Consider the following 26,278-nt stretch of genomic DNA (forward strand, 5'->3'; position numbering starts at 1 on the left):
CATTGATAATCGATACGGCACAGTTATCTCCAAGATACTGAATGCACGCCCATTTTTTTCACCCGCGCGTTCCGTACGTGCGTAAGAGTCATGATGCGAGTTCGACACGGCATATCCGCTGTTTCGGGCAACGGGAGAGAGCGTCATTTGTATAAATTGCCAAAACTGCTATTGGCGTACTAATTCAAGATGATTTAGGAAATGTTCGAAAAATGGCGTTTCGAAATTACTACGATCCGAATTACAAACCTGACCGTACCGCCGCCAAGTACAGGGCCGACAAAACCAAAGACGCAGCGTCCGCTCGCGAGACGGAAGATTTCGTGCAGAAATTTCTTGAGCGATGGCGGCGTGAACCGCTCGCAAATGAAGATCCCGCCGCGACTTTTCAAGCATTGCGCACTGAAATGCGTAGTCTCAGACGACAACGCAAAAACTCACCCAAATCCCAGAAGTTCGACAAAAAACCAATAAACAAGCGACGAAAAAAACGAGGTGTTTACAAAACACACCCAGATGTTTTGTCGTCCGCAAAGCGACGTGATCCACCTGTACCGCGCCTGCCGCGGCTAAAACGGCAGAGTAGCCAAAAATATTGGAAGTCGGAAGATGAACAGCTTCTGATAGACTATGTTCTGTGCGAAAATAAAATTGACGCTTGGCGAGCGGAGCGTATGGAAACTGTCGATGCGCGCCGCAAAGCCGTACTTGCGGACCAAATTCAAGTCCAATTGGACATTAGGCAAGATCTTCTCACAGTGCTGCATGAAAGAGCATTGTCATGGATGTGAGTAGCGAAACAGAGACCGACACCGTATTGATCCCGCCCTACGCGATGCAGGCTGGAACGTGGTGCCGAGGTAAGGATTTCGAATGTAGGTAAGTTCCTTGGGCAACTGCGGTCGGAATATTACAAATGGGTTGCGGGTTTTCCGCACGCGCCTGAACAAGGCACCTAGTTTAATTGGGATACTGCGTACATCTTCCTTCAAGACATCACCGGAAGAAACATTCGGTTTCCTGAAACTGTCGGAAATTCGCAGCGGCCTTGTGGCAGAAAGCCGGGATTTCGAGATTTAACATAAGTCTCGATTATGTGCCGCTGATACGCGCACTTGCCTCTATTGGCTGAGACTCACAAATCTGTGGCGTCGTCGCACAAGTGGTATCAGCAATACTTCTATATCTCTCTGACGAACATTGGATTGGAAAGAAAGATGACGGAAGCGAGTGAAATCGGGCGTGTCCAACTCCGGAACGAATACAAGGTAGACAAGGTTCCAAGTGGGTTCGTTGTATCGTCGGTGGATAAAAAGGGTCAGATCTACTCTCAATTATTCCAGGAATGCGTCGTTGACAGCTGTATCTCCGTTCTTCGTGAACGAGAGTGGAAAGTGGACGAAGCGACCTTTGAGCTGGCAGGTGTGGCAGAAGAAGAAGGTTGGCCATTTAGCTACGGCTACAAATTGAAGTTTTTCGTTCAAGGATTGCTGGTCATTCTGGTCGCCTTGGGTCGAGCGGATTACGAAAAAGTCGGTAGGGCATTTATCTACCGAGTGCACGCTTAGGGTTCCTTAAGGTAAACTTCCTTGCTGCATGGGTTGTGCTTGCCTGACGTAGATGTCAAACCGAGACACGAAGAAACCTTCGTTTCGCATATGGCTGAAAATAAAAAGTTTTCGGCATATTCGCAAAAGTTTCGATCATAAAAAGTGCATATGTCCTTCTCAGTTAAGGAGTTGAAATCTTTGGGCATTGTCAAAAATACACTTGAGGCATTTCCAAGAGGTCGCACGACGAACGAACTCTTCGCATTGCTTGATGTTGACTTCAAAGCAAGCCGCAGAGAGGAAATTCGTGCGGAACTTTTGGCATTGCAACAACAAGGTGCCGTTGTCCTTGGGCGCGATAAAAAGTGGCGCGCAATTAGTCGAGTTGGTGTTGCTCGGAATACAGCAGCACAGCACGCACCGGCAGGTACTCCGTTCATCGACTCAAATAAGCTTGTCGCGGCGCCAGGGACATTTCTGAAGGAAGAAAGTCCAATCCTCGAGGTGGAGCAGGACTCAAGTTCCGATCAGGCAATAGACCCAATTGCTCTCCTAAAGTATTACCGCGCCGCTTTGCAAAGCGATCCTCGCGGTGCTTTAACGCAAGCTGACGACCGTCATGGAACTGCTTTCCAACTCGTTAGTGGCAATGGTGATCTCGTTCCTGGTGAGAACGAAATTGGAGTCGTCCGAATAAGTTTGGAGAACCTTCCGGATAGCTTCCGCGAAGCTCTTTCTCGGCGAGACGCCAACGAAAAAACAATGGCAGTTGGCTGGCCGATTGCAGTTTCGAAGAAAAATGGCGCACCTTCTATCCAACCGGTAGGTTTAATCGCGGCAACTTGGGATAGAGATGATCTGTCATTGCGAGTACGCATCGACACTGACGACGTCATGGTCAACCCGGATTGGGTGAAGGCACTTGCTCGGAGTTCTGCCTGGTCAGAAGCCAAACTGTTCGAAACTTTCACGGGGCAAGCGGGAACTGGGCTATCGAAAGACGCCTTTCTTGCGAAGGTAAAAGAAGCGGCGGCACGACTAGTTGTTGGAAAAATAACAGGACGAAATTTTGCAGCGACCCTCGATCCGAACGATGAGGGAATTTTCGATGCGATGGGTTTTTTTCTGCCTACCGAGACCTCATTCACGTCAGGTGCAGTCAGAGACCTAGATGTGATTGCGACTTGGGACAGCCAAAAAATATCTAGAACGGCGCTTGGCCAAGTTCTGGGTTTGCCTTACACGGGTGAGTTAAGATCGGCGGCACCGATAAATGTTGGGCCTCTGAATCATGAACAGATTCAAGCCACGGCAAACTCCTTAAGCACACCGTTTTCTGTTGTGACTGGTCCACCCGGAACAGGTAAAAGCCAGGCAATCGTTGCGATGGTTGCTTCTGAAATTCTCCAAGGCGGGTCCGTCGTTGTCGCGTCAAAAAACCACCAAGCGTTAGATGCTGTTGAGGAACGGCTTTCGGAAATCGCGCCGAGCGTGAATTTCTGCGTACGGACTTTGGATCCTTCCCGCGACATCGATCAAGGAATGGTTGAAACAGTTGCAGAGCTTGTTCGTGAACCAAGCAGGGGAACGGGGGAGGTCGATCCAAGTGTTGTTGCTAGTCTCGCTTCAGTATCGGAAAGGCGACAAGCGGCTCTGGAGCAAATTGGTCTTATTCGAACCCTGAACACCCGCCTCGCCGACACGGTCGAAAAAATTGATCTCTTGGAAAAAGAGAGCCCCGAAGAAGCCGATGCCGTTTCTGCGGAGCACAAATCCAGCTTATGGGCGCGTATTCTGGGATGGTTGTTCGGACGGGCAAAACCTGCTGCTCATTCAACCGGTTTGGACAATATTAGTGAGCTCAAACAGGATGTTTTAAGTTGCCGCAAGCAGCTGATGGAGATCGGCACTCCAGGAGACCCTGTCGTATTGACAGAAGAGACTGAGAGCTTGGCCAAAACGGTGATGCGCCGGCTATTGGAAAAACGCGCTGCTCTCACAGAAGATCAACGTATTTCGCTCTCAAATCAGCACGATGATCTGACTTTGCATGGCGGAGAGACTATGTCCCGCACAATCGCGCAAAGTGTTTTGGAACACCGTCCGCTTTGGTTGGCCTCCGTGCTTGGAGTGCCGCGTCGCATACCGCTATATGAAGGTTTGTTTGATCTCGTTGTCTTTGACGAAGCAAGTCAGTGCGATATTGCATCAGCGTTGCCACTTCTGGCGAGAGCAAAGCGCGCCGTGGTAGTCGGTGATGATCGGCAGCTTGCTTTCATACCTCAAATCGGTCTCAAACAAGACCGCAATTTGATGGCTTCGTACGGTCTTCCGCCACGGGGAACGGGTAGGTTTTCTCAAGGTCGAAAAAGCCTGTTCGATCTTTCTCGGAGTACGCCCAAAGTTCCCGCCGTCATGCTTCGCGACCAATATCGTTCCGCAGAAGACATCGTCGGTTACATAAACGATGCGTTCTACGGCGGAAAACTCAGAGTTTCTGCTGATTTAAGTCGGTTGAAACTGCCTAAGGGGCAAAAACCTGGCCTAGCTTGGACGGATGTTTCAGGTCCCGCCGTCGTATCGCATGGCTCACAAAATGTGAACATGAAGGAGGTTTCGGCGATTGTAAGTCATGTCGAGGCTTTGCTTACGAAAAACAGCTACGGGGGAAGCATCGGAGTTATCTCTCCGTTTAGATCGCAGGTTCAGGAATTGGATAAGGCTCTACGGGAAAGGATACCCGCTGACCTCTTGCAGGCCTCGGACCTGCGGGTTGGAACAGTCGATGGTTTCCAAGGACAGGAACGAGACTTGATTCTGTTTTCGCCCACAGTTCATTCCAGGATTAGAAGCAGCGCTGTAACGTTTATTCAGAGAGACTGGCGCAGGTTGAACGTCGCGATTAGTAGAGCCCGGGCTGTTGCGCACGTGTTTGGTGATCTCAACTTCGCGCAATCTGGGAAAATCAAGCAGCTTAGAACCTTGGCGGCACGGGCGACCAGCCCAACGCGTCAAGGTGGCGAAGGTGTTTTTGACAGTGAGTGGGAACGGGTTGTTTTTCACGCTTTGAAAGCACGAGGGCTCGATCCTAAACCCCAATACCAGATTATGGGCCGCCGCCTCGACTTTGCTCTGTTTGGCGAAGGGGACATAAAGCTTGACCTCGAAATAGATGGGCGTCGCTGGCACCAGGATGCCGACGGCAATCGCAAACTGGATGACCATTGGCGCGATCACTTGATGCGCTCTGCCGGCTGGAAAATTCAGCGGTTTTGGGTCGATGAATTGAAACAAGATATGGAGGCGTGCCTTGACCTCGTCGAACGTGAACTCAGCAAGTGAAACCTGGCGAAAGTCGCGAACATTCACCCTTATCGCAGCGGGAACTGGTTTGTTGTCCGCCGCTGCCTTCGGTTTCTTGTTGTTTAAAATTAACACTCTAGAAACTGAGTATGGCGAGATCCGCGGCAACAAAGAGCGGATTCTGCGCGCGGTCGAAGATGCCCAGGAACAACATGCCGATCTGGCAGGCAAAATCAGCAACAGTCAAAGCGAACTTTCGAATTTGAAAGCAGAAGTAGCGCTGGCTGCTGCTGCTCAGCAAGATCTTGATAATCTTAATGCCGCAGTGAATGAAGCCAAAGAAGCCTTGGCGGCACTATCGCAAGAGAAAACAGAAGCGGAGCGCTTGATTGCTGACCGAAACGCGGCAGAAACAGCCCTGAAGAAAGCCAAGTCATCTGAGCAAGAGCTCTCAAGAAAGGTCGAAAAACTTCGTGATGAATTGATCAAAGCAGAGGACCAAGCGCGAGACGCACAGCAAAGAAGAGACGTTTTAAAAGACGAAGTCGCCAATTTTGAACAGCGCAAAGATGATCTGGATGCGATCAATGCAAAGTTAAATTCGAAACGAGCAGACTTGGGTTCTTTAGAAGCAGATCTTCAAGACACGAAAAAGAATTTGAGCGAGCGTGAAGCTGAAGCTGAGCAAGCTGAGCGCCGACTATCCAACGCGCAAGACACACTTGCTTCACTTCGGCCAAGATTGGAAAAGCTCGAAGACAAGTTGTCTTCTGTACAAAATGAAAGGAACAAACAAGTTGCTCTGCTTGAAGGCTTAAATGCGGAAAGAACCGGCCTTGAAGAAAAGGTTCAGTCTTTACGCACTGAAGAAAGTAGGCTCCAAGAAATTTCAAAGCAATTAGTGGCCAGTCAAGATCAACTCGCACAGAGGCGCTTGGATCTTGAAACGGCCGAAAACAACAAAGATGATCTCGAAGCCCAAATTGCGTCTGTTCGATCCAATCTAAATACCGAGAGCACCGATTTAACACGAGTGACCGGTGAATTGGCCGCCCTAAGGCAAAGCGTAAGCCTTTTGTCTGCGCAGGAAACGGAAGCAAAGCAACGGCTAACTGCTATCGAAACAGAACGGGATGGCGCAGCTCTCGCTCTCGAGGCGACTCGGAAAGACTTAGAAGGCAAGAAGGCTGAAGTCGTCGCCGAACTAGAACTACTTAGACAACGGCAAAGCGAACGCCTTGGCGAAGAAGCACGATTGAGCCACCTCAAAGTTCAAAGCCAAGCACTGTCTGAGATCCAAAAGGAACTTAGTCAACTTCTCAGCCAAAAAGAGAGTATCTTGAAAGAGAACAGCGAGTTGGAGGTCCAGAACAACCAACTGGGAGTTCAAAAACGCGAATTAGAAAGTGAAATTGCCCGACTAAAATCTGAGGCAGAGAATTTTAAACCTGCGTCTACCAGTGCAGTTCAGCCCGAGTTGCCAAATAACCAACTCGAGCAGTCACAATCCGATGAAATCGAAACGCCAGCCGAAGGAGTTAACTGATGGGTTCTCTATTACTTACTGTTATGGTTATTGGCTTTGGATTGCTCGCGCTGACCATAGTAATGGTAGTCGTTTCGGCGCGAGCTGATCAGGCCATCACGATAAAAGGCCCACTCGCGACCCTGGGTGAGCTAGAAGCGCAAATTCGCGGAAAGTCGACGACCTTAGACGACCTAGAAGCGGAGTTGGAAAAACGCCGAGGTGCAATATCCAGCATTTCAGATATCCAAGCTGAAGTGGACAGTCTTTTACGTCAAAAGGACGAACTTCTTGCGGAATGGCAGCAGCTCGAAGAGCGACGCCAGGAAGTGCTCGCGATGCGGCAGGAAACTGAGGACGCCCAGTCTGCACTTGCAGAAGTGACTCGAGATTTATCCGAAAAGTCCAGTGAGCTTGAAAAGGTCGAGGCTAGGCTAAAACGAGCGGAAGAGCTGGTTGGTCAAATTTCGCAACTAGAAGAAGATCACAATCGCTTGGAGCAAACAGTTTCGAAGCTGCGAGAAGAGCTGGCCAATCTCCAAACACTCAAGGCCCGTGAAGAAGAGCTACGCGACAAAATTGAGAAATTGGAGCGAGATATTACACGCGTCGAGGCGGAAATTGAGGGCTTTGATCGGCGACGGGAAGAGGCTGAAGAGGCCGCTCGTATTGCAGAGTCGAGATTGGAAGAACTTAAAGCAGACTATACGGACGAGGCAGCTCGAGTTGCGTCGACTCAAACCGAATTGTCGCGAATGGAAGCGCAGCGTGCTGAACTTCTGGCACAAATTGAAACATACAAAGACAAAGCGGGAATTTCCGGAAGCAAAAAGGCTGCTGATCCGCTTTCTGAACTTAACGCACTGCCTCCTGTTCTGAAGGACTTGAATACTTGGGAAACGCATGCCCAAGAGCAAGAGAACGAAGCTCTGCATCGGGTTTCAAACCACATGAAAGCGCATGGGCTGGATTACCATACAAGGGTCATTCGGGCCTTCCACACAGCGATGAAAGTCAACGAGACTACGCAAATGGCAGTTTTGGCTGGGATTTCCGGGACCGGTAAAAGCCAATTGCCTCGTCGATATGCCCAAGCAATGGGCATTGGGTTTTTGCAAGTGCCAGTCCAACCGCGTTGGGATAGTCCGCAGGATCTAATGGGCTTCTACAACTACATCGAAGGTCAATTCCGACCTACCGATTTGGCGCGCGCTTTGTACCATCTGGATGCGTTTAACGGTCCAGCGGAGAGCAGTGACTTACAAGATCGGATGATGCTCGTTCTTTTGGATGAAATGAACCTAGCAAGGGTCGAGTACTACTTCTCAGACTTTTTGAGCCGGCTGGAAAGCCGACCCGGCATTGATGAGACATATAAGTCAGAGGCCCGGAAGGATGCCGAGCTTGAGCTAGACATTCCAATGCCCGAAGGTCAAACGACCCCAAGAATATTCCCTGGTTATAATGTTCTGTTTGCCGGAACGATGAACGAAGACGAGAGTACACAATCTCTGTCCGACAAAGTCGTGGACCGAGCAAATGTCATGCGATTTGCGGCCCCTAAATCGATTAAAGCAGGAACACCTCAGGGAAAACCGGCTGACTCTAAAGCTCTCACACGCACACAGTGGCGAAAGTGGGTGCGTGGTATCAACGCCCTTGCGGAGGACCAATCGCGGGTTGAAATGCATGTAGAGAAAATGGTCGAATACATGACTAAACTTGGTCGTCCGTTTGGCCATCGTCTGGGCCGCTCAATTATGGCTTATGCGGCGAATTACCCGGAGGACAACGGTAGAAGAGACATCCAAACAGCGCTGGCCGATCAGGTCGAAATGCGCCTTCTGCCCAAGTTGCGCGGCATAGAGATGGAAAATGCCAGCACAGAACTTCAAGAGCTATCCAACTATGTTGAGAGAGAACTAAGCGACCCAGTTTTGGCAGATGCAATCCGTCACTCGGCGGAAGTCGCAGAAGATGGGACGGGTCAGTTTACTTGGCGTGGGGTAACACGAGGATGAACCTTCTTCGCCGACCATGGTCATTGAAAGCAACTGATGCGCAAGAGGCTGTCCTCGGGCCGAGCGACTGTTTGCTTGGCGACGCAAAGGTCGGCGAAGGCGGACGTTCCCTACACGCTCCCTTGTTAAGTTGGGATGATAGAGAGCTTCGTCTATTTCCCTATCCAAAATCCGGAACAGCTGAAAATCCGGTGAAAGTCACCGGATTACCAGCCCGGCCAAAGATTGGGCTTGAGCCAAAAACACCGGCGGAGGAAATCTCCGTTGCTGCGTCAGAACGCATGCACAGGGTGCTAGCAAGGATTGAAGAATTAGAGGCGGCGCTCGATGATCCCGAAAACCTGTGGACCCGTTTGCAAGAAGCCTGGAATCGCGCGGAAGACGAAAGTGACCCTAGGATGGCCGAGATCGTCCGGCAATCCATCGGGGTGAAGCCTTACTTGCTGGAACTAGAAAAGAAGATACGGCGAGTACTGAGACGAAATCGTGAGTTGACTCCGTTGGACCGCGTCCAAGAGATGGATCGAGCTTCAATGCTCTGGATGGTTAGGCAGCCCGGAACAACGACCGCAGAAAGAGCGGGCGCAGATCAACGCATTCTGGCTATTGCACGCCACGAAAACTTCGACACTCTGGAAAATCGCGTTTTGCACGCGTACCTGCGTTTGGCTTCCCACTTTGCGAGGCAATGGATGCGGGAGCATCGTCGCGCCGAAAATAGTAAACGCTATAGGGATGTTGAAGCATACTCGAGGTTGTGCCGGCGTTTGTCGCGCGAATTAAACCAGCTTGGTGTCAGTGTCGCAGAACCAGGCGCTACGGCGAATTATGTTTTGCTGGAAAATCGAGCCTACAGAGCAGTGAACGAGGCGTGGCTTCGACTTCTCAGGCAAGACAAAGCCGAAGATGAACTGTGGGCCTGGCAAGCGCAAAGCTGGACAGACTTCTGTGTTCTTGCCGTGACACTGGCGCTGCACGGATTGAAGGAAACTAAGCTTCTCGCTCAAGCGCCCCTTGTGTGGTTGGATGAAGCAATACAGGGTCGTCGATTTCTACACGACAGACCTTTGGCGGTTTTCTGGCTGCAAGAAAGCGGGTTGATCGTGGAGGTCCAAGCCCGGCCCGAGGCTGTAACATCCATTCAATTTGGAGCGAAGGCGCACGTTTGGTTGAGAATTACCGATCTTAAATCAGATGAATTCGAGCGGCGCGTCCCCGTTTGGACGCCAAACCCATTTGAACGGATGTCACCAGGCGACGAGGCGAGGAATGCTGCAATTTTGATTGAAGCACTTCGAAAGAAAGCCAGCCAGGAGGTCATCCGGGAAGGCTTAATTTTGATGCCAGCCCATGGAGAGTTTGAGAACTCAGAAATCTCAATTGGTGCAAGCAGGGTCTGCGCGATTGCTCTCGACGCCCGTGGTGAAACACTGAAGGAAGGAAAAGCGGCTCTTGCTGACTTTGTCCGCTCGTGTTTTCAGGAGTCGCCAAATTGAGAAAGTTAGTCGGATATGACCTCAATGGGTGGAATGACTTCGGTGCTAAAAACTGGTTGGAAGTGCCGGGTCAAGAGACGATTGTAAACACAGAACAACTGGTTCGCGGCGGCATCGGTGGTGTCGTCGTCAGGGTCGATGATGCATCACCTGGAGCAGAAATTATCGGTGGTATGCAGGCTCTCAGATCGCCTCATGGACGTGGACCTGGTTGGGGAAAAGTCGGAAGTGCGGATCGGCGCCTCTCAGTAAGATCCATGATCGACAATGCACCAGAATTTGAGCTTGAATTGGCTGGGTCTTTGTCGGCCATGGCTTCCGCTCGAAAAGCTACGGTAGTTCTCGCAATTCCCGACCTGCCAAATCTCGACGAAGAAAAACAAGAAGCGCTTTTGTCCAGCCTTCGGAAGTTGAGACCGGGGCGCAGACTGTTGGTTTGGCGATCTGTCCTGGCCGTAATTGCTGGCTTAAGCGATGAGACGTCTCAAAGATGGACAGAAGGGCAAACCATTGGAGTGATTGGGCACCATGCAAAGGGCCTGTCAGTGCAAGTTTTAAAGTTAAGACGAGAGGAAAAATTTGCGCCAGAGCGTAAACGCGTTGGTGAGCTAATCGAGTGTGACTTAGGATTGGACTCACTGCTGGATCAAGCTTCCGCGTCCTTAACGGAAAAATGTGAGAACCCTCGCCGCTCGGATCATGTCGTTGCGTCCAACTTGCCATGTCAGCTTGCTGTTGAGGGAACTTGCGACGTTGAGCCCTTGAGGCTTTGGAACGGAAGATGGGAAATCATTGAACCTCCAAAGAGCTTTTTGCCAGCTACGGGAGACGTTCCTTCAAAACTGGTCCAAGCGCTGGCTGGATGCGATCACTTGTTGTTCGAAACTCCAACAACAGGACAAATTCGCAATCTTATTATTGGCAAAATACAAGACGCGTTAGGGCGCGAAGTCCAAGCTTTGAAACCCGAAGCGGTGGCTTTGGGAGCATTGGAAGCTGCCCGACGGTTGTCGGAAAACGACCCGGTTTATTACGACTTCCTGCCTCAGATTTCCACCATTGTTCAAAACGCGGATGGCGCAGCGAATTATGATCTCATTCCTCCGGATGCTCTGTTGCCGGCGGGGCAGTCATACCAAAGCGACAGGCCAGCTCGCCTTGGCTTAGTTGCAGGCACCGACGAGATCAAAGTACATTTGAAGAAACAAACGGATTCAACACCTCGTAGAGCCGTTGTTCCTCTTGCGATTCCACCACAGACAAACACACCTGTTGAGCTTCATTTGCAGCAAACGCCCGCTGCTGGTCGCGCAAGACTCACATTGGTCTCCGAGGCGTTTGCAAGCCCCTTGGTTGTTGACTGGGCGCATGCTCAGCAGCTTGATCAAACATGGGAGGAGGTTATCGAAAGCTTGGAGCCAGAGAAACCGTCGGTGCCCAACCGGCTGGTCCTACCGTGCGGTTCTGACAATTGGTTTGAGACTGAGCGTAGCTACGGCTTGATTGAGCTCCTTGAAGACAATTTGGATAAACGAATACCTGACTGGGAAACGCTAGCCAACAAAGTGTCGATGCGACCTTTCGGAAAGTATTCTGTTTCAAGCGACGGTGACCTTCCAAAGGGCATCCCCGACACAGCTCCAACTCTTCTCGACAAGGCTATAGAGCGTGCGGAACAAGATGTGCGTGCGCGTCTAAATGGCGGCGGAACCGACGAAAACCAATCTCTGCGCTTTCTGACTTGGCTGTTCAAAAGATGCCCAGATTGGGTTGTTCCAAACCTGCTGGAAGCTTTGGATTCTCCAGTTAGGCAGCACCCATTTATTCTTGCTCCGGGAAGCAGATCGCTGATGCTTCAAGGAATTGGGCGAACGGCTACTGACTCTTTACATCAGCGGCAGGCTTTTGATTTTTTGCTATCACTTCCCAAGGAACGCTGGAAAAAAGACCAAATGGCCTGCGCTGCATTTTTGCTGTCGAGAAATGACAACGCACCCATGCTTCTTGATCGCAAAGAAGTGGACTTCATCGCCTCGGTTGCTGAGGCCAAGGTTCGTGAGGCCGTTGGTAAAGACTTTTCAACGGCTTATTCTTATGGTCCATTCCTGTTGGTTGGCCTGTTAAGATGGCGTCTGAAAGATCCATGGGCTTTGGTAGCAGGACGTGATCCTGTGGCAGATAACCTTCTTGCCGCAACTGAATTGCTCGCAGCGCATCTTAGCCAGCTAATGAAAAGTGATCCGCGCTTGGAAAAATATTACGTAATTCTCACTCAAGTCTGTGAAGAGCTGGAAGGTAAAGGTAGCAACCCAGACATTCTCGTTGATTTGCAGAGTTTCTCAGGAAGCTAGTTCGCAACAGTCAATGGTTCTCGTCCAATTCTTCTTCTGACTAAGACCAAAATAGCTGGATATCTGCTCTCTTCTTTTGAGGCGTGATCCGTGAAGTAAACCACATAAGCAACCAAGTCACCTGGACACTTCGCTCACTTAGCAAATCAGGCATTGGTACGAATTAGGGTTCGACACAAAAACGGGGCAAATAGTCTTCGAGAATGGTGAAAGCAGGAAAGAGTTACGTTCAGGAAGCGAGTTACATTTTGACGCCTGGAGTTAACTTTTTGGCAGAACTTGTAAAGAAATCTTTTTCTCAAATCTTCATTTTATCAGAGGGTTAAAGAGAAAGGGTAATTGAAATGAGTTATGAAACTCACATGGCGATTTCGAATTCTGTGCAAGGAGCAATGCTCCTGACATGGCTGGGATTTTTGATTTATGGCATGACACGGAAAGCGTACGCACCAATTGATGGTTTGACGTTCTTTGGTTTCACTTTTGGTGTTCCACTTGTCTGGAAGGTGCTTATTTCGTACGGAATACCGTCGACCTTCGAAACATGGACCGAGGTGCATGCGGTCAACGCTCTGATGTTGATTGGGCAGGGCTATCTAGCCTACTTCGTCGGAACAGTCTTGGCGCGACGCGCTTCGATGCTAAACCGTGATTGGACCTGGGGCTTGTGGATTTTTTTGCCCTTCGCGGTGTTCATGCTGCCGTTCGTTGGTCCCAAGACACCAAACGTCAAATTTGCCTAATTCAAATTGGCCGGTTTGCTTTTCCAAGAGGGCGTGTTGATCAGCGTCCTCTGTTGCCTATACGCCAGTGCAAACCTGTAAATTCTGGACGCAGCCGACTAACATTTTGAAATCTGATCCCTCAGCAATAGGATTTTGGAAAATCGAATTCAAACTGGTGTGTTCATGGAAGTCGATGCCTCTAGGCTCACGCATTTAATCGGCGAGTTAGAAAAACTTTCTGGTGACAAAGGAATAGCTGAACGAGTGCTCAAGAAGAGTGGTTTGACGCGCAAGGACGCAGCGCCAAACGCCAAGCACTATGAGTACAAAAAAGAAGCTTTGTTTGTGAGGGAGGCCTGCGACGCTTTAGGCGACGTAACATTTGGAGCTCGGGCGGGTGCGACCTGGCGAGTTTCAAATAGCTTAACAGGCTACATCAGTAAGTATTCTAAGGACCTGCGAGCTGCTGTAGAAAACACCGCAAGGTTTCATGAGATCATCGATCCGGCTGTCCAATACATTCTGAAAGTATCCGGAAACGCTGCGTCTTTCGAAGTGACATGGAAAGATCCAAGCTACTCTAAATTCCATAGGCATACTGAATTTTTGTTGTTTGGAGTGTTGTCCAGAATGCGGGCGATTACGCAAACCAATTTCTTTCCGATAGAAATGCGGTTCGACCACGAGGTTAGAAAATCAGCTGAGAAGTTTCAAAAATTGGCGGGTTTCCCCGTCGTCTTTGGGTCGGAAAGTCTTGAAATCATTTTGCCGCTTTCCGCGCTAGACTTGGCGATACCGACCTATGATTTGAGACTGAGAGAGCATCTTTCTGAATATGGAGAGCGCCTACTGCGAGAGCAGGTTAACGGACATCAAACACTTCGATCCCGAATAGAAGGTTTGTTGACGACCTCACTCCCGGCGCGAATTCTGTCGGCAGATGAGGTTGCAGCCAGCCTCGGAATGAGCCCTAGGACTTTTGCGCGTCGTCTCAAAGAGGAGAGGCTCACATTCCGTTTAATTGTGGACGAACTTAGGTTTGATCTCGCAAAGACTTTTATGAAAGATGATATGGCGTTTTCTGAGATCGCATTTGCGCTCGGCTATGCCGACCAAGCCGCATTCTCCACAGCTTTCAAACGTTGGACCGGCGTTGCACCAAGGGGCTACTCACTGCTCAACTGATCCAGCTCTTTGATTGCGAGCTTAAATGGCGCGCGCAGGGGATGCTCGTTAGCACATCCTAAGAAGCCGAGTGCATCAACAGGCAAATTAGCCGATTGTGTTTCTGAAAACCCTTCTGTTGATTTCCTGTCTGAAGTCGTTGATGGCGCAGAAGTTCCTAGCTTTCAGTGAAAGTAGGAATTTGCCCGGAACTGGCATGACAAAAAAAGCTTTTGGCCGCATCTCGCAATTAATTCGGGAGAGAGTGGGTCAAATGCAGACCAGTTCCGCTGTATCGTCGAACAGGCGAAGCTCGACGGCGAGGAGTGCGGCGGGATCAGGGGGCGTGGCACGCAACAGAACACAAATATCTGCGTAGCCCCCCCGCCGATCACCTGTGGTGTGCATTGTTCAACAAATGGAGAAGAAATAGATGCTGCGATTGGCATTCATAATTTGCTTCTTTTCGGCGAGTTCGCTTTCTGCGGGGAGCTTACAGGTTCGCGACGCTGATACCATCGTAGTGAACGGTACACCTGTCCGACTACAAGGTGTCGATGCACCCGAACTCGGCAGCGTCGCTGGTAGGGATGCGAAACGTTGGATGGTGATGTTTTTGAATGGCAAGACTGTTGAGTGCAAACTCAACGGAGAACGAACGTACGACCGGTATGTGGGCGTCTGTTATGCGGATGGGCAAGACGTTGGCGCCGCGGTTATATCTGCCGGCCATGCATTGGATTGCGCACGATACTCTGGTGGTCGCTACCGTCATCTGGAAACATCCGCGGCAAAATCTCGACTAAGACGCGCAAAGTACTGTTGAACGGCACAATTCCTCAAGCCTCTGGCAGGAAGTAAAAAGTCAATTTCTAGAGCGGACTTATGTAAATCAAAGGTTTACGTGAGGTCGCTGTTATGAAGGAAGAAGTAGAAAACTCTGGAACCGAAAACGTAGGCGGGCTCGCCTCGGATTTCGTGGGTCAATCTGACGTCAAAAGTCAAAACCTCGGGTACGCGCGGAAGCTCATCCGGCTTGCCTGGGGAATTGAGCTTATTCTAGTGTCTGTCGGTTTGGGAATTGCATTCGCACAGGCTTCAAGCATGCCAGAGGGCAGTGGATTTGCGCAGACGTTTCCAGTCTTCGGCGTTTTTGTTGTTCTTGCTGCCGTAGAGTTGGCGAAGATTCCGGCAGCGACTGTTATTTTTCATTCAAGACGCTGGGCGCGTTTGTTCGCATCCGTTGGGCTATTGGTGGCTGCACTGATTTCTTTCGAGACAATTTTCAACGGATTCGAGAGGTTTGTTCACGTCACAACCACGCCAGTAGCAGAAGCCAAAGCGGAACTAAGGGAAATCAAAGGCGAAATCAAAGCTTTGTCGGAAGCCGCCTTGCAGGATGAACTTGATGGAACAAAGATCAAGGAAGCTGATGCTGAACAATTGGAGAGTCTTCGCACCTCGTTGGCCCTGCGAGAAGAGGCACTTCAGCGTGCAAAGCAAAGTCTTGAGAGCTTAGAGACAAGAGAACTTCGTTCTCAGCTAGAGCGCGTGATCCAACAGCAAACAGAAGCTGGCGATGCGGCCGCAGACGCATGGCAAAGCGAACAAGACAGCATCATGTCTCGCCTTAACGGATCAGCAATCGACCAGCAAACTCGGGCTCAATTGAATGCCCGTATGAGAAGCATGCCGGCCAAGCAGACAGTTATCGCAGAAGCCCGCGCACCATTTGATGCCGAGATCCAAAAGCTAAACACGGAAATCGAAGCGTCTATTACAGAACCTGATCCGCAGGCGCTGGCAGCGTTGAATGATGCTCAGACCGCAAGGAACCAAGCAGCCGAGCGGTTGTCAGAGCACGAAGCCGAAAGTGCAGTGCGGGCTGCGGAGCGAGTTGAAGCGCTTGCGAAAACTCAGATGCATGCTGCCGAACGTGGTGCCAAAATTGAGGTGTTGGAGGAAAAAGCGGTTACGAAATCCGCCGATGTCGAGCAGCTCTCCAACCAGTCTCAAATGCACCGTTGGGCGTCGTTTGTCTTTGGTGTTGAGCCGTACGAAGTTTCCGAAGACCAGGCCAAACAGATTGGTGCCGCGTTTGGGGTATTGCTTGGGGTCGTGGGCGCTTTGACCGGAGCAAGTGTTGCCCTCTATGCCGAGTGGTTTCGCGTACGTGGCGTGAAACCTGTCGTGCAACGCGTCGAGGTGCCGGTTGAAGTCACTGTGGAAAAAGAAATTGAAAAGCCAGTCGAAATCGAGGTGCCCGTAACGAAGTTTACCTACGTACCTGTTCCTGTCGGAGAAAACGTACAGGGCGCCTTGGATGCCATCCTCGAAGCCCTTCCTGAAGAAGCCGCAAACGAACTAAAAACTCAGCTCGCGGCTTCCCAAAAAGATTCTGATAGTGAGGAGATTAGCTATGCGCACGCTGCATGATACGCAGATGCTGGAATCCGTTGTTCGGTCCATGTCAGACAAGATCGCTGAACCAGCAAGACAAGTTCGCGAAGCATCTGCTCGTCTCACCAGAACAGTTGAAGCCGAAGCTCAAGTTAAAATCGAGCACGCCGCCGCACAGTCCAAGCGTCGTGTCCTTATTGCAGAGGGAATTCGGTCCTCACTGATTATGATTGCTGCCGCAGTTTTAGTTTTGGCGATTGGTTTTGCTGTCAGTTGGATAATGCAGTCAGAGTCCGAAGTCCAAGTAACAGAGGCCTCCGATGCGACTGCCACTGAAGTCAGCCCTTGGCCCGCTGTTGGAACTAATGAGAAGTCCGTTGATGGAGGAGTAATCACAACCGACTTTACTATTTTCAGGGAAACATCAGTCATGTTGGGAGGTACAGAATTTCCTGTGACCGCCGGGCATTCCTTCAAGCACGAAGAAGACAAGAACTTCGATACAGCCTGGTGCTATTCGAACATCTATGCGGACGGGTTGAATCTAAAAATTAGCCTCGGGAATCTCGATCCAGGTGGAACGCCGCAACAAGCTTTTGTGTCGAATGCTACCCTGTCAAAAGCCGGGATTTCCAAAGGTGAAGCAGAAAAGCTCTTCCGAAATTGTCCTTGGCTGAACGGCAATCCTAATACGGCTCAAATACCTGAAAGGGGTAAGAAATACAGTTTTTCCGGAGAGGTCACTGCGGAAAGCGTGGACGCTTTGATCAATGCAATTGGTCAAGGCGCGAACGTCATAGAGTTCTCATCTCCTGGAGGTTTAGTCGACGAGGCTATCCGCGGACATACGGTTCTTCGCGACGCAGACGTAAAAACCATTGCGACTGGTCCGTGTGCTAGCTCGTGCACTTTGCTTTTTCTGGGAGGCGCAGAAAGGGATGTGGTTGGAAGCGGTTCAATTGAAGTTCACCAATGGCGGACAGAAGTTGGTGTGTCGGATGAGGCCGACTCCCAACTAACCTCAGCCATTCTCGTTCACCTGTTTTCAGCGGCAGGGGTTTCAGAGGAGTTTTTTGTGGCTGGAGCGTCTACACCGGCCGACCAACTTTACAGGTTATCCCGAGCTGAGCTGGTAAATTGGGGCGTCGTGACACAGTGATCAACAGTAAAACGCAAGAAGTCGTCAACTTGACATGTCGAGATGTCAATATTATTCAGCTCGTCATGACAAATGGAATCACACTTGAAGAACTGAGCGAAAGAACTGGGGTGGAACCTCGAACATTGCGCTCATGGATAAGCGAAGGACTACTTTCCTCGCCAAGCAAATCGGGGAGAGGGGCAACCTACCCTGCAACAAATGTAGAGCGAGCCAAGGCAGTTTTGACGTTAAAAAACTTATACGGCATGACGCTGGCAGACATTGGACTCCGGTTCATGACGGCAACGGAAGAACAGATAGAAGAATGGGCCGAGGAGTTGCCGACCGCAACCAGATCGCGAGGTTCGGCGCGGGAATATCTCAGGAACATTGAGACACAAAAGGAGGTTCCGCTCGCGTACAAAATGGCACCGATGCCGCGCGCAAGATCTGATGGCCAGCACAGCGAAGAAAGCCGCGATCTGTTCGGTGACAAGAAACCGCGTTTCAGTGAACGGCGGGAAGCAAAGCGCCTTGAGAGAGAAGAGAGCCTTGCCAGTATCGAGCAACTGATCGTCAGTTTGGAAGAGCTTTTCGAGGGCCCAGCACCTCGGCGTGCCCGAGGCATGATCTGGAACCGGATCTCCATCACTCCAGACCTGGAGCTTTCGATCAGAGGAAAGCTTGAACCAAGAGAGCGCGCATTATTCGAACAACTCGCGGACCATCTCCGCGCAATACTAATAGGAGGCAAGAAACGTGACTGATAATAATATTGAACTGAAGTGCCAATTTGACCGTGAGCAGTTTTGGGAACGCGGCGACTCCGTTCGCTACTTGGTGGCCAAGGTAAGAGCCTCGGATTGCAACTCGTCTTCTAGACGCGAACGGGAACCCATGAACATTGCTTTGGCAATTGACGTCAGTGGCTCGATGTCAGGTGGAAAGCTTGAGGCAGCAAAACAGGCAGCGTTGGGCCTTGTGCCGAAGCTGTCAAGCCAAGATCGTTTGACGCTTGTTTCCTTTGGTTCGGACGTTGTTACTCACCTGGATGCTGTTTCGGTCGACAACAAAAATTTGCCAGAAATCGAGTTTGAGATTTCGCGCTTGCGGACGCGTGGATGTACAAACTTGAGCGGTGGGTGGTTCCAAGCTGTTGACCGTGCCGCCACCGTTTACGAGGCGGACTCCAGACTGCCGCCACGGGTCATTATCCTAAGCGATGGGCACGCCAACGAAGGCGTTACGGATCCTTTTGAACTCCGCCGGCATGCGAGCGAACTGCGCAAAAGAGGCGTAACAACTTCAGCACTCGGTATTGGAAATGGATACGATGAACAACTGCTGCGGGGCATCTCTGAAAATGGAGGTGGAAGACTGCATGATGCCGAATTTGACACCGAGATTTCATCGGTTTTGCTCGGGGAGCTAGAAGACATCTTCTCTACCGTGGCCGACAACGTCGAAGTTTCAATTCAGTATCCAGCTGGGTTTCACGTAGAAATCCTCGGCAAATCCTCATCTCTTGGACACGCGGGACGCTTGAATGTCGATTTGGGGCCCCTTCAAAACGAAGTAGAACGCGCGGTGGTAGCAAAAGTAACTTGTCCGACGTCTGCTCATAAACAGCGATTTGAATTCACAGCGAGCGTTTCTGCCAGATCAGTGGGAGGCGGCGAGCCATTTCAACCGCAATTCAGTACAGCCCTACTTATGGCTGCGGACAGAGGAGAAAACGCAAGGTGTCCAAAATCATCGGAAATTGCGTCGATAGTCGCAACACATTGGCAGGCTCACGTATTGAACCGCGCGGGGCAAATGAACCGAGATCGAGCGTTTCGGGAGGCGGCCAACTACGTTGAAAGAGAGTTACGGTATTTTGAGGCATATGTTCGCGAATTGCCGGGAAGCCGGGAACTGGTGCGTGGCCTAAAAGTACTCGCACGGCACGTAGACCGTGATATTTCTCCAAGAATGCACAAAGAAATGACGCTCAGTTCAGAGCTTGCGTTTCATCGCCGTGCAGACCACCGTGGAACCGCAAAAAAATCCTGGGTGGATCGCATGGTCGGTGGTGATTAAAAAACTCTCTGAAAACCAGATATTCCGAGCTTTTTGCGCGTTGTTTATTGGCGCGCAAACTCGGCAGCATCGACGGCGAAATCCAAATGTGTGGCTTGCCATCGGTCACCCTCAAAACCTCGATCTCAATATAGAAAAATTGCCTTGGAAGGCGACGTTCCTCAGGTCGCAGATTAGGAAGTTGACGATGGGTTTCGGTAACTTGACGTATTCAAAAACGTCGACGGTAAGCTGTACTAATAGTCTGGGTCTGTATCGAGTTTGCCCCAGAGATCATCAACCAGATCTGAGAATCCATCATTCGAGGCCTCCTTGGGCAGTAGACCAGCTCTTCGCCGGCATTCGACCTCGGCCATTAGTTCCTCCTCTGTTGCTGTCTCAACCACATCACATCGAAGAGCTCCAATCTCGTCCGCTGTCCACGACTCAAATTTGTCAGCGTAGAAGCCCAGGGAATACGGTTCGTCATCAGATATCTGCTTGATCACAGCATTCCAATCTTCGCTCTGGTTCGATTCCTTTTCGACCCTCTCATCTAGTTCGCGGACAGACTTGCGGATCATCAGCGGCAGCTCTGCCTCAACGCCTTCTTCGCCCGCGCCAGTCCCCGCAAGCCAAAGGTCTGCGATCTTGCGGACGAGCGCCCAGGCCGTCTGATTTCGAGGGTGGCCTTTAATCCGGCCGCCAAGGCCTTTTTCCTGAATGCCCAGCTGTTCAGCGGCCCGTTCGCTCATTCGAATATTGTAATCAGACACGTCCGCGAGCTCTGAATCGTTCTCAGCTACAGCTCGAGCGACTTCTTGATCAGCGACGTAAACAACCACCTTCAACATCCCGCTAGCCCTTCCTTCGCAGGTTCATCACCCGGTCCAGGTGGCTGTAGTCCAGATCTCGCATGATCTTCTTCACTCGCTCTGGATCGACTTCGCGATCTTTTCCAGCAGTGTGGACGATGTGTCTGACGTAGATCGTCAAAGCGACAATGATCACGGCGGATAAGATCAAGCTGAAATGGTCGGCCCCCATCACCAAGTCTTCTTCCTTGGGTCTTCGATCCCGAGGTCGTCGAACACGTTGCCGCTACCATCAGTGATCTCGACATCATGGTCGTCAGTCACTAGATCCCAGGTGTTCTCTTTGACCCATTCATCCCGCCATTTGGGCGCATCGGCCGGACGCTGTGCAAAATCGGCGATTTGCTCGAAAATCATTTTGCGCAATGCAAGCCAGACCTCCGGACCCTCTCTGCGACGAGCTTGCAACTCTGCGATCAAGGCATCCAGAGGAACATCCTGTAACGGGCGCCCGAAGATCTCTTCTTCTGAAAAATCATCTGTCATCACTCAACATCCTCGACACTGATCGCCAAGACTAAGATCTTGTTTGGTTTTACAGTGATTTCTTTTCCTTCAATCGCTCGGAGTTGGCCGTTCACCAAAGTCTCGCAGATTACGAAAATTGGGATTTCCTCTCCTGAAGTCTCGTCACTCATCTGGCTTACCCTTCGGATCAGGCACCTTTCGCGACCGGATCTCATCCGAGGTAATCGGCTTGGTAAGTTTTGCTCGACCGGCCGCAATTTCAGCCTCCCGAAGCCTAAGCAAACGCAAGGTTTGTTCATCCAGCTCAACGTCGTCATCATCACCCATCAGACTTCTCCCGAGTACAGTAACAGTGAGAACAGAGCACTTGAGACCTGTCGGCTGTCCGAACGATGTCACCAACGTGGCCACACTCTTCACACGTCACACCGCATCGAAATTCCATCCAGTCAGCGTACTCCTGAATGAGATCGTGGTATCGACTGAAACCGATGGAAATCTGGCCATCCTGGCCTTTCTTAATATCCGAGATCTGAATAGTTCCAGGGTCCAGTGCCCTGAATTCCTGACTGAAGGAAAGCTTGTGGAGTGCTTGCGAAATCATGACGAGCCAGCCCTTTCCGACAGCAGGAACAAGAGATGCGCAATCCGGGGAAACGAGGTCCGGATAGTTTTCCACAACGTCCAGCCTCAGGCTGTCGGGCCAGGATTCTTCGGCGCCCTCAAAACGCCGCCTCAGAGCATCATTGTAGCACCAGCTGCAAAGCGTCGTCACAAACCCAACGATGTTCTGGCGTTGAGCAGAATTAGAACAACCTTCACAGGTTTGCTCAATCTGATCGACACGCCATTGAATCTCTTCACTCGTAGCCTGGTTGCAGCCCGGGCCCTCATAGACGCGCAAGCCTCCCCATTTCTGTTTGATCTGAACGATGGGCGGGTGTTCATCACCAAACAGGTCGGGCTGCTCGTCGATCAACCTCTTCACTTTCTCAAGTGCAAGCGTAAGCTGCTCCGCCCACCCGGCACGATACTCACCAAGCTGCTTGAAGACGCTTCCATGAATATCATTCCAGTCGACAACACTGCTCATCACTGACCTCCGGGCGCGCGCCTCTTTGAGATCGTGTGAAACCTGCGCCATAGCAGTCATCATATGGTCGACCACTTCGCGGTCATCACACTCGACATGCAGACCCTCGGTCGACCATGTGACGTCAAGGACGTGCGGAGCTGGGTAGTTGTGCGCCATCACCAAACGCATCTCTTCGGCGTACCAGGCGTCAAATGAGCGGAGATCAGCCGGCGCTCCATGGTCCTCGATCACACCTCGGACCTTTTCCCGGAATTCCTTCCAGCTCTTTTCGACATCACCCATCAGTTACACTCTCCAGAACTTGGTCTTGTTGAGATGGAAGACCCCTCTCGAGATCTGGCAAAGGGCAATCGGCGGGACATGACCGGTGGCCAGCGAGCTCGTATTCATGAGCTTCCGGGCGTAGTCCTCATCATCGTAGTCTTCCATAATCTTATTGAAGATCACTTGTTGTTCGGCGGTCATCACCAGTCCTTCTTCACGCACGCGGGGCACCGATTACGGTCATCCGTTCGGTCAATCTGGCCGTAATATCCGCAGACACCGCAGGTCATTCGATCTCGAACACGCTTTTTTCGAACGCCAAATAGCCGGTGCCGTTTCGGATGGCGCTTGGTCGCGACATCATGCGCGCACCAACAACACAGTGTCGTGTACCAGCCGTCCAACAGCTGGGTCTCGGCAGCGTTTGAGCAGCGCTCACAGGTACGATTTGCTCGTGCAATCGTGGCGATGATCATCGACTGGATGTGTCGATCATCACACCTGTGGTAGATGCGGAGCTCTCCCAGCTTCCCCTTGATCTGGAGGACAAAAGGGTAGGTGGCACCCTTCAGATCGCAGTATTTCTTAACCTCTGTGAAGAGCTTTGTGGTCAAGCCGGACCAGCCTTCGGGTGTTCGTCCGAGGCTCTCCTCGACCGATTGCTTGATATCGTTGAAGTCAATTGTGTTCTTCGCGTCGTCCGCCATGTCGGACTCCTCCTGAGAATGGTAGGAGGCGTCGGAATCGAACCGACTCGTGCACTCTAATCTGGAGCAATTACAAGGATATAAGCCTCGCCCGCATACCAATGCTGCCTCCCGCGGATTTCGCGTGGGTTATCGACTTCAGGCCGATATTCGATGGCAGTGGATGCGTGTGAACGTCATGACCGCAAGCTGAACCAGTTCGCATAACCATGTCAAGACGGAGCGTGCTGCACTTCGAAATTCACCGCGTAGTTCTGGGAACCTTCTAGCTTAGCGTGTGCCAAAAAGAATGAAGCATCCTATTTTGCGGGCCAGTACAGCGTCGAGTAGTTCTCAGACAGCGAAGCGATTCGATGCCCTGTGATCCAGACTCGAGCTCAGAAACTCCGTCGATAGTTCGCTCTGAACCGACGCGCGTCTTTTGATCTGCGTCTGACGCGCTGTGTTCTGGAGAAATACAAAAGTCTTGATCTGACCAAACGTCAGCGGCAGCATTGACCTGCATCTTTCGAAAAATGGAGATCCCGGTTGCAAGACCTTGTAAGCCTCATTCCATTTAGCGTCTCGAGTCATTTGTGATGATACGTTCCTCACCTGAGCTGCTGGCGGTTTCGAGGCGTTGGTATGAAATACTCAGAACCAAAAAGAATACTGACGAGTTGCAGGATTTTCTGTCGCAAGCAGATGAACTAAGGTTCGTTGGCACAGGCGAAGGTGAGTTTTGGAGCGGGCAAGCAGTTCGCGATGGGGTTAGCGGATTTTTTGCGGAGATCCCGGCACCCGTCGTTTTCGAAGAAGTTGAAGCTGAGGCCTTCGAAAACGGAGAAACGGGATGGTCATCCTTCGTCCATAAGATTCAGTTTGTCGGCTTTGATGAAGCCGTCTTTTACCGCACCGTTCTGATTTTTGTCTTGGAGGGTGCGGCCTGGAAGATCATCAATCGCCACGCTTAAGTACCCACTCCAAATATTGAACTCGTGGGTAAAGAACAGCTGGCCATCCAAAAACTGGTGGATGCTGCGCGTGAAGATGGACCCGAGCTGGTCCAAACCGAAGGTTTGGCTTCGGTACTTTTCACTGATGTGGAGGGCAGCACAACGTTGGCGGAGGCGTTGGGCGATCAGCGTTGGTCGGTGCTGATCGAAAACCACTTCCAAGTCTTGGCGGCGATCATCGAAAAGTATCATGGCCAGTTCGTGAAATCCCTTGGAGACGGAACGTTGTCCGTCTTTCCGTCCGCGAAAGAAGCACTAACGGCCGCTATCAAGATTCAGGGGGCCATTGCATCGGCTTCCGAGGAGCCATCTTTCGGTGTCCGGATTGGGATTCATACTGGTGATGTCGTGCAATCTCGTGGAGATTTTTTTGGCACTGTGGTCAACAAAGCGTCACGCATAACGACCGTTGGTGCGGCGGGCGAGATACTCGTTTCAGATGCGACTCGTGCCATGGTCGGAGGACGAACCGATTTCTCTTTTTCTGAAATAGAACCCAGACTCCTGAAAGGTCTACGCGGTCACCACGTCTTGTATCGGTTGGAGTGGCAAGATTAAGTCTTGGGGGCGCCGTAACTCCGGCAAATCGCCTAGTCTCGTAGGGGAGCAGTACCGCCAGTTGTTTTGAGGTTCGCGGGACACCTCACATCGCCAGCAATTCCCGATGAATTGCGACCATCGCCCAGGTGTCGCGCGTGCAATACGCCACAAGACCAGAATAGACCTTCTCGCGCGCTGGATCATCCGGTTCGGTCAGTGTTACGTCCTTCCAAAGGCGAGACGCGCTCGCCCCCTCTTTGATGTCCAGATCATCGTATGAAAGTTCTGGCAAAAACGCTGGAAGAACGGCCTTGATAGAGGCGCTTCCCTTGAACGCGGGATCGTTGATCACTTCATCTGCAAACGGCTTCATAAGATCTACAACGCGGGCGTTTAGGCCTTCCAGGAACTCTGCATGCTCTGGATAAGTTTCCGCCATTTCCGTATTGCGCGATTTCTCGAACGGAGCATACCAAACCACTACAGAGCCAACGTTTCCTATGTCCTCACGAAGCCTGTTCAGCAAGGCTGGCATTGGGTTACTGGCGTCTCGGTGGAGATACTCCCTGTGCTCAATTTCTCCGCCAGGCTCATGCTGGATATGCAAGGAATACTGGAAAGCCACTTGCTGATAGGGACGCGTTCCGTCCCAGGGTGGCAGCAAACTCTGAGATGTCTCGTAGTCAAAATAGTGAACCGGATAGACAATCTCGCTCAGAAACCTGCTTAACTCCTGATGATCGATTGTGCGTTCACCGTTCGCCACTGCTCTCAAGTAGCGCTGTGTCGACTTGCCCAACACAGATGGATCACTGATCTCGTCAATCTTTGTGATCCCATTTGCGATGAGTTCCGAGGCTTTTTCCGCATTCATGAACGGAAGGCGGTGGATACTGTCATGCGCGAGAGGTGGGTCGAGTTTTTCGCGGATCTCCAGCCATTCACCATAGGATTTAAGGCGCGCACGTTCGGGGGACGGATCAGGCATCGTACCGCTGGCAACGACGCTCAATGCCTGATCGATACGCGTGCGTGTTTTTTCGAGCTGCTCAGTCACCGCATCCGTGATGTCAGTGATGCCGACAAGCTCTTGCGGATTGATTTCGCCGTTTCTGACGTAATCACGGTTCAAATGTGCCACTTCGCAGCGCGCAATGGGGAACCCGGCCGCCTCAAGCACGACACGCTGGAATGCGAGATCAAAAGTGTGCTCGGGCTTTGCAGAAGTCCCGCTCTTGATCTCTGTCAGAACGTACCCATCATCACTGCGGCTCACGATGTCGGAGATGCAAGTTATGGTTCCATCTTCATAGCGTCCCTGCGCCACTGCGTTTGCACCGTTTCTCCAAGCCTCCAAAGTACGCGCGGGCAGAGCCTGGTATTCTGAAAAATCTGAAAAACCGAGGCGAACGAGATCACCAAAAAGCTCCTCTGCATAAGGCTCAAACGCGTGCCCCTCGTCAAAGCGTGCTTGCAACGAAGGGTCAATTGGCGGCAACAGATGCCTGGCATGCTTTTTGATCCAAAGCCAGGCAGGGTGCCTGAGAAAAATCATGTAATCTGATTTGGACAGCATCATACAGTGTTCATTCCAGA

General features: G+C 51.2%; 25 protein-coding genes and 1 tRNA gene. 16 read left to right on the plus strand and 10 right to left on the minus strand.

Features of this window, described 5'->3' with window-relative positions:
- Positions 1 to 212: 212 nt before the first annotated feature.
- The 14 genes from ACR0B7_RS15010 to ACR0B7_RS15075 all read left to right on the plus strand — a co-directional run bounded on the left by ACR0B7_RS15010 (position 213) and on the right by ACR0B7_RS15075 (position 19,758).
- On the plus strand, positions 213 to 791 hold the full coding sequence (locus tag ACR0B7_RS15010; RefSeq protein WP_170798966.1) for a hypothetical protein: 579 nt from the start codon (positions 213 to 215) through the stop codon (positions 789 to 791).
- Positions 792 to 1,217: 426 nt separating this feature from the next.
- The gene (locus ACR0B7_RS15015; protein WP_480681860.1) at positions 1,218 to 1,568 is read left to right on the plus strand and encodes a hypothetical protein; all 351 of its coding nucleotides are present in this window, start codon (positions 1,218 to 1,220) and stop codon (positions 1,566 to 1,568) included.
- 180 nt (positions 1,569 to 1,748) lie between these two features.
- A complete protein-coding gene (locus ACR0B7_RS15020) occupies positions 1,749 to 4,892 on the plus strand; it encodes an AAA domain-containing protein (protein ID WP_480681862.1) in 3,144 nt (1,047 codons plus the stop codon).
- Entirely contained in the window at positions 4,861 to 6,399 is a 1,539-nt protein-coding gene (locus ACR0B7_RS15025; protein ID WP_480681864.1) for a hypothetical protein, read from the plus strand. The genes ACR0B7_RS15020 and ACR0B7_RS15025 overlap by 32 nt, the downstream gene beginning before the upstream one ends.
- Positions 6,399 to 8,399 carry a chromosome segregation ATPase-like protein gene (locus ACR0B7_RS15030; protein ID WP_170486087.1) on the plus strand — a complete coding sequence of 667 codons (2,001 nt, stop codon included), beginning with the start codon at positions 6,399 to 6,401 and terminating at the stop codon, positions 8,397 to 8,399. The genes ACR0B7_RS15025 and ACR0B7_RS15030 overlap by 1 nt, the downstream gene beginning before the upstream one ends.
- Positions 8,396 to 9,895: a DUF2357 domain-containing protein gene (locus ACR0B7_RS15035; protein ID WP_480681867.1), complete on the plus strand. Its 1,500-nt coding sequence runs from the start codon at positions 8,396 to 8,398 to the stop codon at positions 9,893 to 9,895. Before ACR0B7_RS15030 ends, ACR0B7_RS15035 begins: the two co-directional genes overlap by 4 nt.
- Positions 9,892 to 12,246, plus strand: coding sequence for a hypothetical protein (locus tag ACR0B7_RS15040; protein ID WP_480681869.1), 2,355 nt, complete (start codon positions 9,892 to 9,894; stop codon positions 12,244 to 12,246). Before ACR0B7_RS15035 ends, ACR0B7_RS15040 begins: the two co-directional genes overlap by 4 nt.
- Positions 12,247 to 12,590: 344 nt before the next feature.
- Positions 12,591 to 12,989, plus strand: coding sequence for a hypothetical protein (locus ACR0B7_RS15045; RefSeq protein WP_170798958.1), 399 nt, complete (start codon positions 12,591 to 12,593; stop codon positions 12,987 to 12,989).
- 165 nt (positions 12,990 to 13,154) lie between these two features.
- Positions 13,155 to 14,156, plus strand: coding sequence for an AraC family transcriptional regulator (locus ACR0B7_RS15050; RefSeq protein ID WP_170679166.1), 1,002 nt, complete (start codon positions 13,155 to 13,157; stop codon positions 14,154 to 14,156).
- A 412-nt stretch (positions 14,157 to 14,568) separates the two neighbouring features.
- Positions 14,569 to 14,961 (plus strand): thermonuclease family protein, encoded by a 393-nt coding sequence (locus ACR0B7_RS15055; protein ID WP_170494867.1) that lies wholly within the window; start codon positions 14,569 to 14,571, stop codon positions 14,959 to 14,961.
- Positions 14,962 to 15,053: 92 nt separating this feature from the next.
- The gene (locus ACR0B7_RS15060; protein ID WP_480681871.1) at positions 15,054 to 16,571 is read left to right on the plus strand and encodes a hypothetical protein; all 1,518 of its coding nucleotides are present in this window, start codon (positions 15,054 to 15,056) and stop codon (positions 16,569 to 16,571) included.
- Positions 16,555 to 17,694, plus strand: a complete 1,140-nt coding sequence (locus tag ACR0B7_RS15065; protein ID WP_170679170.1) for a Clp protease/crotonase-like domain-containing protein — start codon at positions 16,555 to 16,557, stop codon at positions 17,692 to 17,694. The genes ACR0B7_RS15060 and ACR0B7_RS15065 overlap by 17 nt, the downstream gene beginning before the upstream one ends.
- The gene (locus ACR0B7_RS15070; RefSeq protein ID WP_170679172.1) at positions 17,691 to 18,443 is read left to right on the plus strand and encodes a helix-turn-helix domain-containing protein; all 753 of its coding nucleotides are present in this window, start codon (positions 17,691 to 17,693) and stop codon (positions 18,441 to 18,443) included. The genes ACR0B7_RS15065 and ACR0B7_RS15070 overlap by 4 nt, the downstream gene beginning before the upstream one ends.
- Complete coding sequence (locus ACR0B7_RS15075) at positions 18,436 to 19,758, plus strand: vWA domain-containing protein (RefSeq protein ID WP_170679174.1); 1,323 nt, start codon at positions 18,436 to 18,438, stop codon at positions 19,756 to 19,758. The genes ACR0B7_RS15070 and ACR0B7_RS15075 overlap by 8 nt, the downstream gene beginning before the upstream one ends.
- A 236-nt stretch (positions 19,759 to 19,994) precedes the next feature.
- Here the strand turns inward: ACR0B7_RS15075 and ACR0B7_RS15080 are convergent, their stop codons facing one another.
- The 9 genes from ACR0B7_RS15080 to ACR0B7_RS15120 form a co-directional block, all read right to left on the minus strand.
- The gene (locus ACR0B7_RS15080) at positions 19,995 to 20,591 is read right to left on the minus strand and encodes a hypothetical protein (RefSeq protein ID WP_170798955.1); all 597 of its coding nucleotides are present in this window, start codon (positions 20,589 to 20,591) and stop codon (positions 19,995 to 19,997) included.
- A gap of 4 nt (positions 20,592 to 20,595) precedes the next feature.
- The gene (locus ACR0B7_RS15085) at positions 20,596 to 20,784 is read right to left on the minus strand and encodes a hypothetical protein (RefSeq protein ID WP_480681874.1); all 189 of its coding nucleotides are present in this window, start codon (positions 20,782 to 20,784) and stop codon (positions 20,596 to 20,598) included.
- Positions 20,784 to 21,098 (minus strand): hypothetical protein, encoded by a 315-nt coding sequence (locus ACR0B7_RS15090; protein ID WP_170679181.1) that lies wholly within the window; start codon positions 21,096 to 21,098, stop codon positions 20,784 to 20,786. Before ACR0B7_RS15090 ends, ACR0B7_RS15085 begins: the two co-directional genes overlap by 1 nt.
- A complete protein-coding gene (locus tag ACR0B7_RS15095) occupies positions 21,098 to 21,250 on the minus strand; it encodes a hypothetical protein (RefSeq protein ID WP_480681876.1) in 153 nt (50 codons plus the stop codon). Before ACR0B7_RS15095 ends, ACR0B7_RS15090 begins: the two co-directional genes overlap by 1 nt.
- Positions 21,243 to 21,407: a hypothetical protein gene (locus tag ACR0B7_RS15100; RefSeq protein ID WP_170334772.1), complete on the minus strand. Its 165-nt coding sequence runs from the start codon at positions 21,405 to 21,407 to the stop codon at positions 21,243 to 21,245. The genes ACR0B7_RS15095 and ACR0B7_RS15100 overlap by 8 nt, the downstream gene beginning before the upstream one ends.
- The gene (locus ACR0B7_RS15105; RefSeq protein ID WP_480681878.1) at positions 21,400 to 22,458 is read right to left on the minus strand and encodes a hypothetical protein; all 1,059 of its coding nucleotides are present in this window, start codon (positions 22,456 to 22,458) and stop codon (positions 21,400 to 21,402) included. Before ACR0B7_RS15105 ends, ACR0B7_RS15100 begins: the two co-directional genes overlap by 8 nt.
- Positions 22,459 to 22,461: 3 nt before the next feature.
- Positions 22,462 to 22,641 carry a hypothetical protein gene (locus tag ACR0B7_RS15110; protein WP_170428335.1) on the minus strand — a complete coding sequence of 60 codons (180 nt, stop codon included), beginning with the start codon at positions 22,639 to 22,641 and terminating at the stop codon, positions 22,462 to 22,464.
- Entirely contained in the window at positions 22,641 to 23,147 is a 507-nt protein-coding gene (locus tag ACR0B7_RS15115) for a hypothetical protein (RefSeq protein WP_171649018.1), read from the minus strand. The genes ACR0B7_RS15110 and ACR0B7_RS15115 overlap by 1 nt, the downstream gene beginning before the upstream one ends.
- A gap of 19 nt (positions 23,148 to 23,166) precedes the next feature.
- Positions 23,167 to 23,260: transfer RNA gene (locus ACR0B7_RS15120), tRNA-OTHER, on the minus strand.
- 465 nt (positions 23,261 to 23,725) lie between these two features.
- Between ACR0B7_RS15120 and ACR0B7_RS15125 the strand changes: the two genes are divergently transcribed.
- Positions 23,726 to 24,100 carry a nuclear transport factor 2 family protein gene (locus tag ACR0B7_RS15125; RefSeq protein ID WP_480681881.1) on the plus strand — a complete coding sequence of 125 codons (375 nt, stop codon included), beginning with the start codon at positions 23,726 to 23,728 and terminating at the stop codon, positions 24,098 to 24,100.
- 24 nt (positions 24,101 to 24,124) lie between these two features.
- Positions 24,125 to 24,700 (plus strand): adenylate/guanylate cyclase domain-containing protein, encoded by a 576-nt coding sequence (locus tag ACR0B7_RS15130; protein ID WP_480681883.1) that lies wholly within the window; start codon positions 24,125 to 24,127, stop codon positions 24,698 to 24,700.
- 85 nt (positions 24,701 to 24,785) lie between these two features.
- Here the strand turns inward: ACR0B7_RS15130 and ACR0B7_RS15135 are convergent, their stop codons facing one another.
- Positions 24,786 to 26,261: a DUF2779 domain-containing protein gene (locus ACR0B7_RS15135; RefSeq protein ID WP_480681885.1), complete on the minus strand. Its 1,476-nt coding sequence runs from the start codon at positions 26,259 to 26,261 to the stop codon at positions 24,786 to 24,788.
- Positions 26,262 to 26,278: the final 17 nt, after the last annotated feature.

It is taken from the genome of Ruegeria sp. BB6, from assembly GCF_056539385.1.

Coding starts and splice junctions, on each gene's coding strand:
- ACR0B7_RS15090 (WP_170679181.1), bottom strand. CDS start 21,098: ATGACAGATGATTTTTCAGAAGAAGAGATCTTCGGGCGCCCGTTACAG.
- ACR0B7_RS15060 (WP_480681871.1), top strand. CDS start 15,054: ATGAAGGAAGAAGTAGAAAACTCTGGAACCGAAAACGTAGGCGGGCTC.
- ACR0B7_RS15115 (WP_171649018.1), bottom strand. CDS start 23,147: ATGGCGGACGACGCGAAGAACACAATTGACTTCAACGATATCAAGCAA.
- ACR0B7_RS15135 (WP_480681885.1), bottom strand. CDS start 26,261: ATGATGCTGTCCAAATCAGATTACATGATTTTTCTCAGGCACCCTGCC.
- ACR0B7_RS15065 (WP_170679170.1), top strand. CDS start 16,555: ATGCGCACGCTGCATGATACGCAGATGCTGGAATCCGTTGTTCGGTCC.
- ACR0B7_RS15015 (WP_480681860.1), top strand. CDS start 1,218: ATGACGGAAGCGAGTGAAATCGGGCGTGTCCAACTCCGGAACGAATAC.
- ACR0B7_RS15125 (WP_480681881.1), top strand. CDS start 23,726: ATGATACGTTCCTCACCTGAGCTGCTGGCGGTTTCGAGGCGTTGGTAT.
- ACR0B7_RS15010 (WP_170798966.1), top strand. CDS start 213: ATGGCGTTTCGAAATTACTACGATCCGAATTACAAACCTGACCGTACC.
- ACR0B7_RS15100 (WP_170334772.1), bottom strand. CDS start 21,407: ATGGGTGATGATGACGACGTTGAGCTGGATGAACAAACCTTGCGTTTG.
- ACR0B7_RS15080 (WP_170798955.1), bottom strand. CDS start 20,591: ATGTTGAAGGTGGTTGTTTACGTCGCTGATCAAGAAGTCGCTCGAGCT.
- ACR0B7_RS15045 (WP_170798958.1), top strand. CDS start 12,591: ATGAGTTATGAAACTCACATGGCGATTTCGAATTCTGTGCAAGGAGCA.
- ACR0B7_RS15035 (WP_480681867.1), top strand. CDS start 8,396: ATGAACCTTCTTCGCCGACCATGGTCATTGAAAGCAACTGATGCGCAA.
- ACR0B7_RS15050 (WP_170679166.1), top strand. CDS start 13,155: ATGGAAGTCGATGCCTCTAGGCTCACGCATTTAATCGGCGAGTTAGAA.
- ACR0B7_RS15055 (WP_170494867.1), top strand. CDS start 14,569: ATGCTGCGATTGGCATTCATAATTTGCTTCTTTTCGGCGAGTTCGCTT.
- ACR0B7_RS15110 (WP_170428335.1), bottom strand. CDS start 22,641: ATGACCGCCGAACAACAAGTGATCTTCAATAAGATTATGGAAGACTAC.
- ACR0B7_RS15030 (WP_170486087.1), top strand. CDS start 6,399: ATGGGTTCTCTATTACTTACTGTTATGGTTATTGGCTTTGGATTGCTC.
- ACR0B7_RS15085 (WP_480681874.1), bottom strand. CDS start 20,784: ATGGGGGCCGACCATTTCAGCTTGATCTTATCCGCCGTGATCATTGTC.
- ACR0B7_RS15105 (WP_480681878.1), bottom strand. CDS start 22,458: ATGGGTGATGTCGAAAAGAGCTGGAAGGAATTCCGGGAAAAGGTCCGA.
- ACR0B7_RS15095 (WP_480681876.1), bottom strand. CDS start 21,250: ATGAGTGACGAGACTTCAGGAGAGGAAATCCCAATTTTCGTAATCTGC.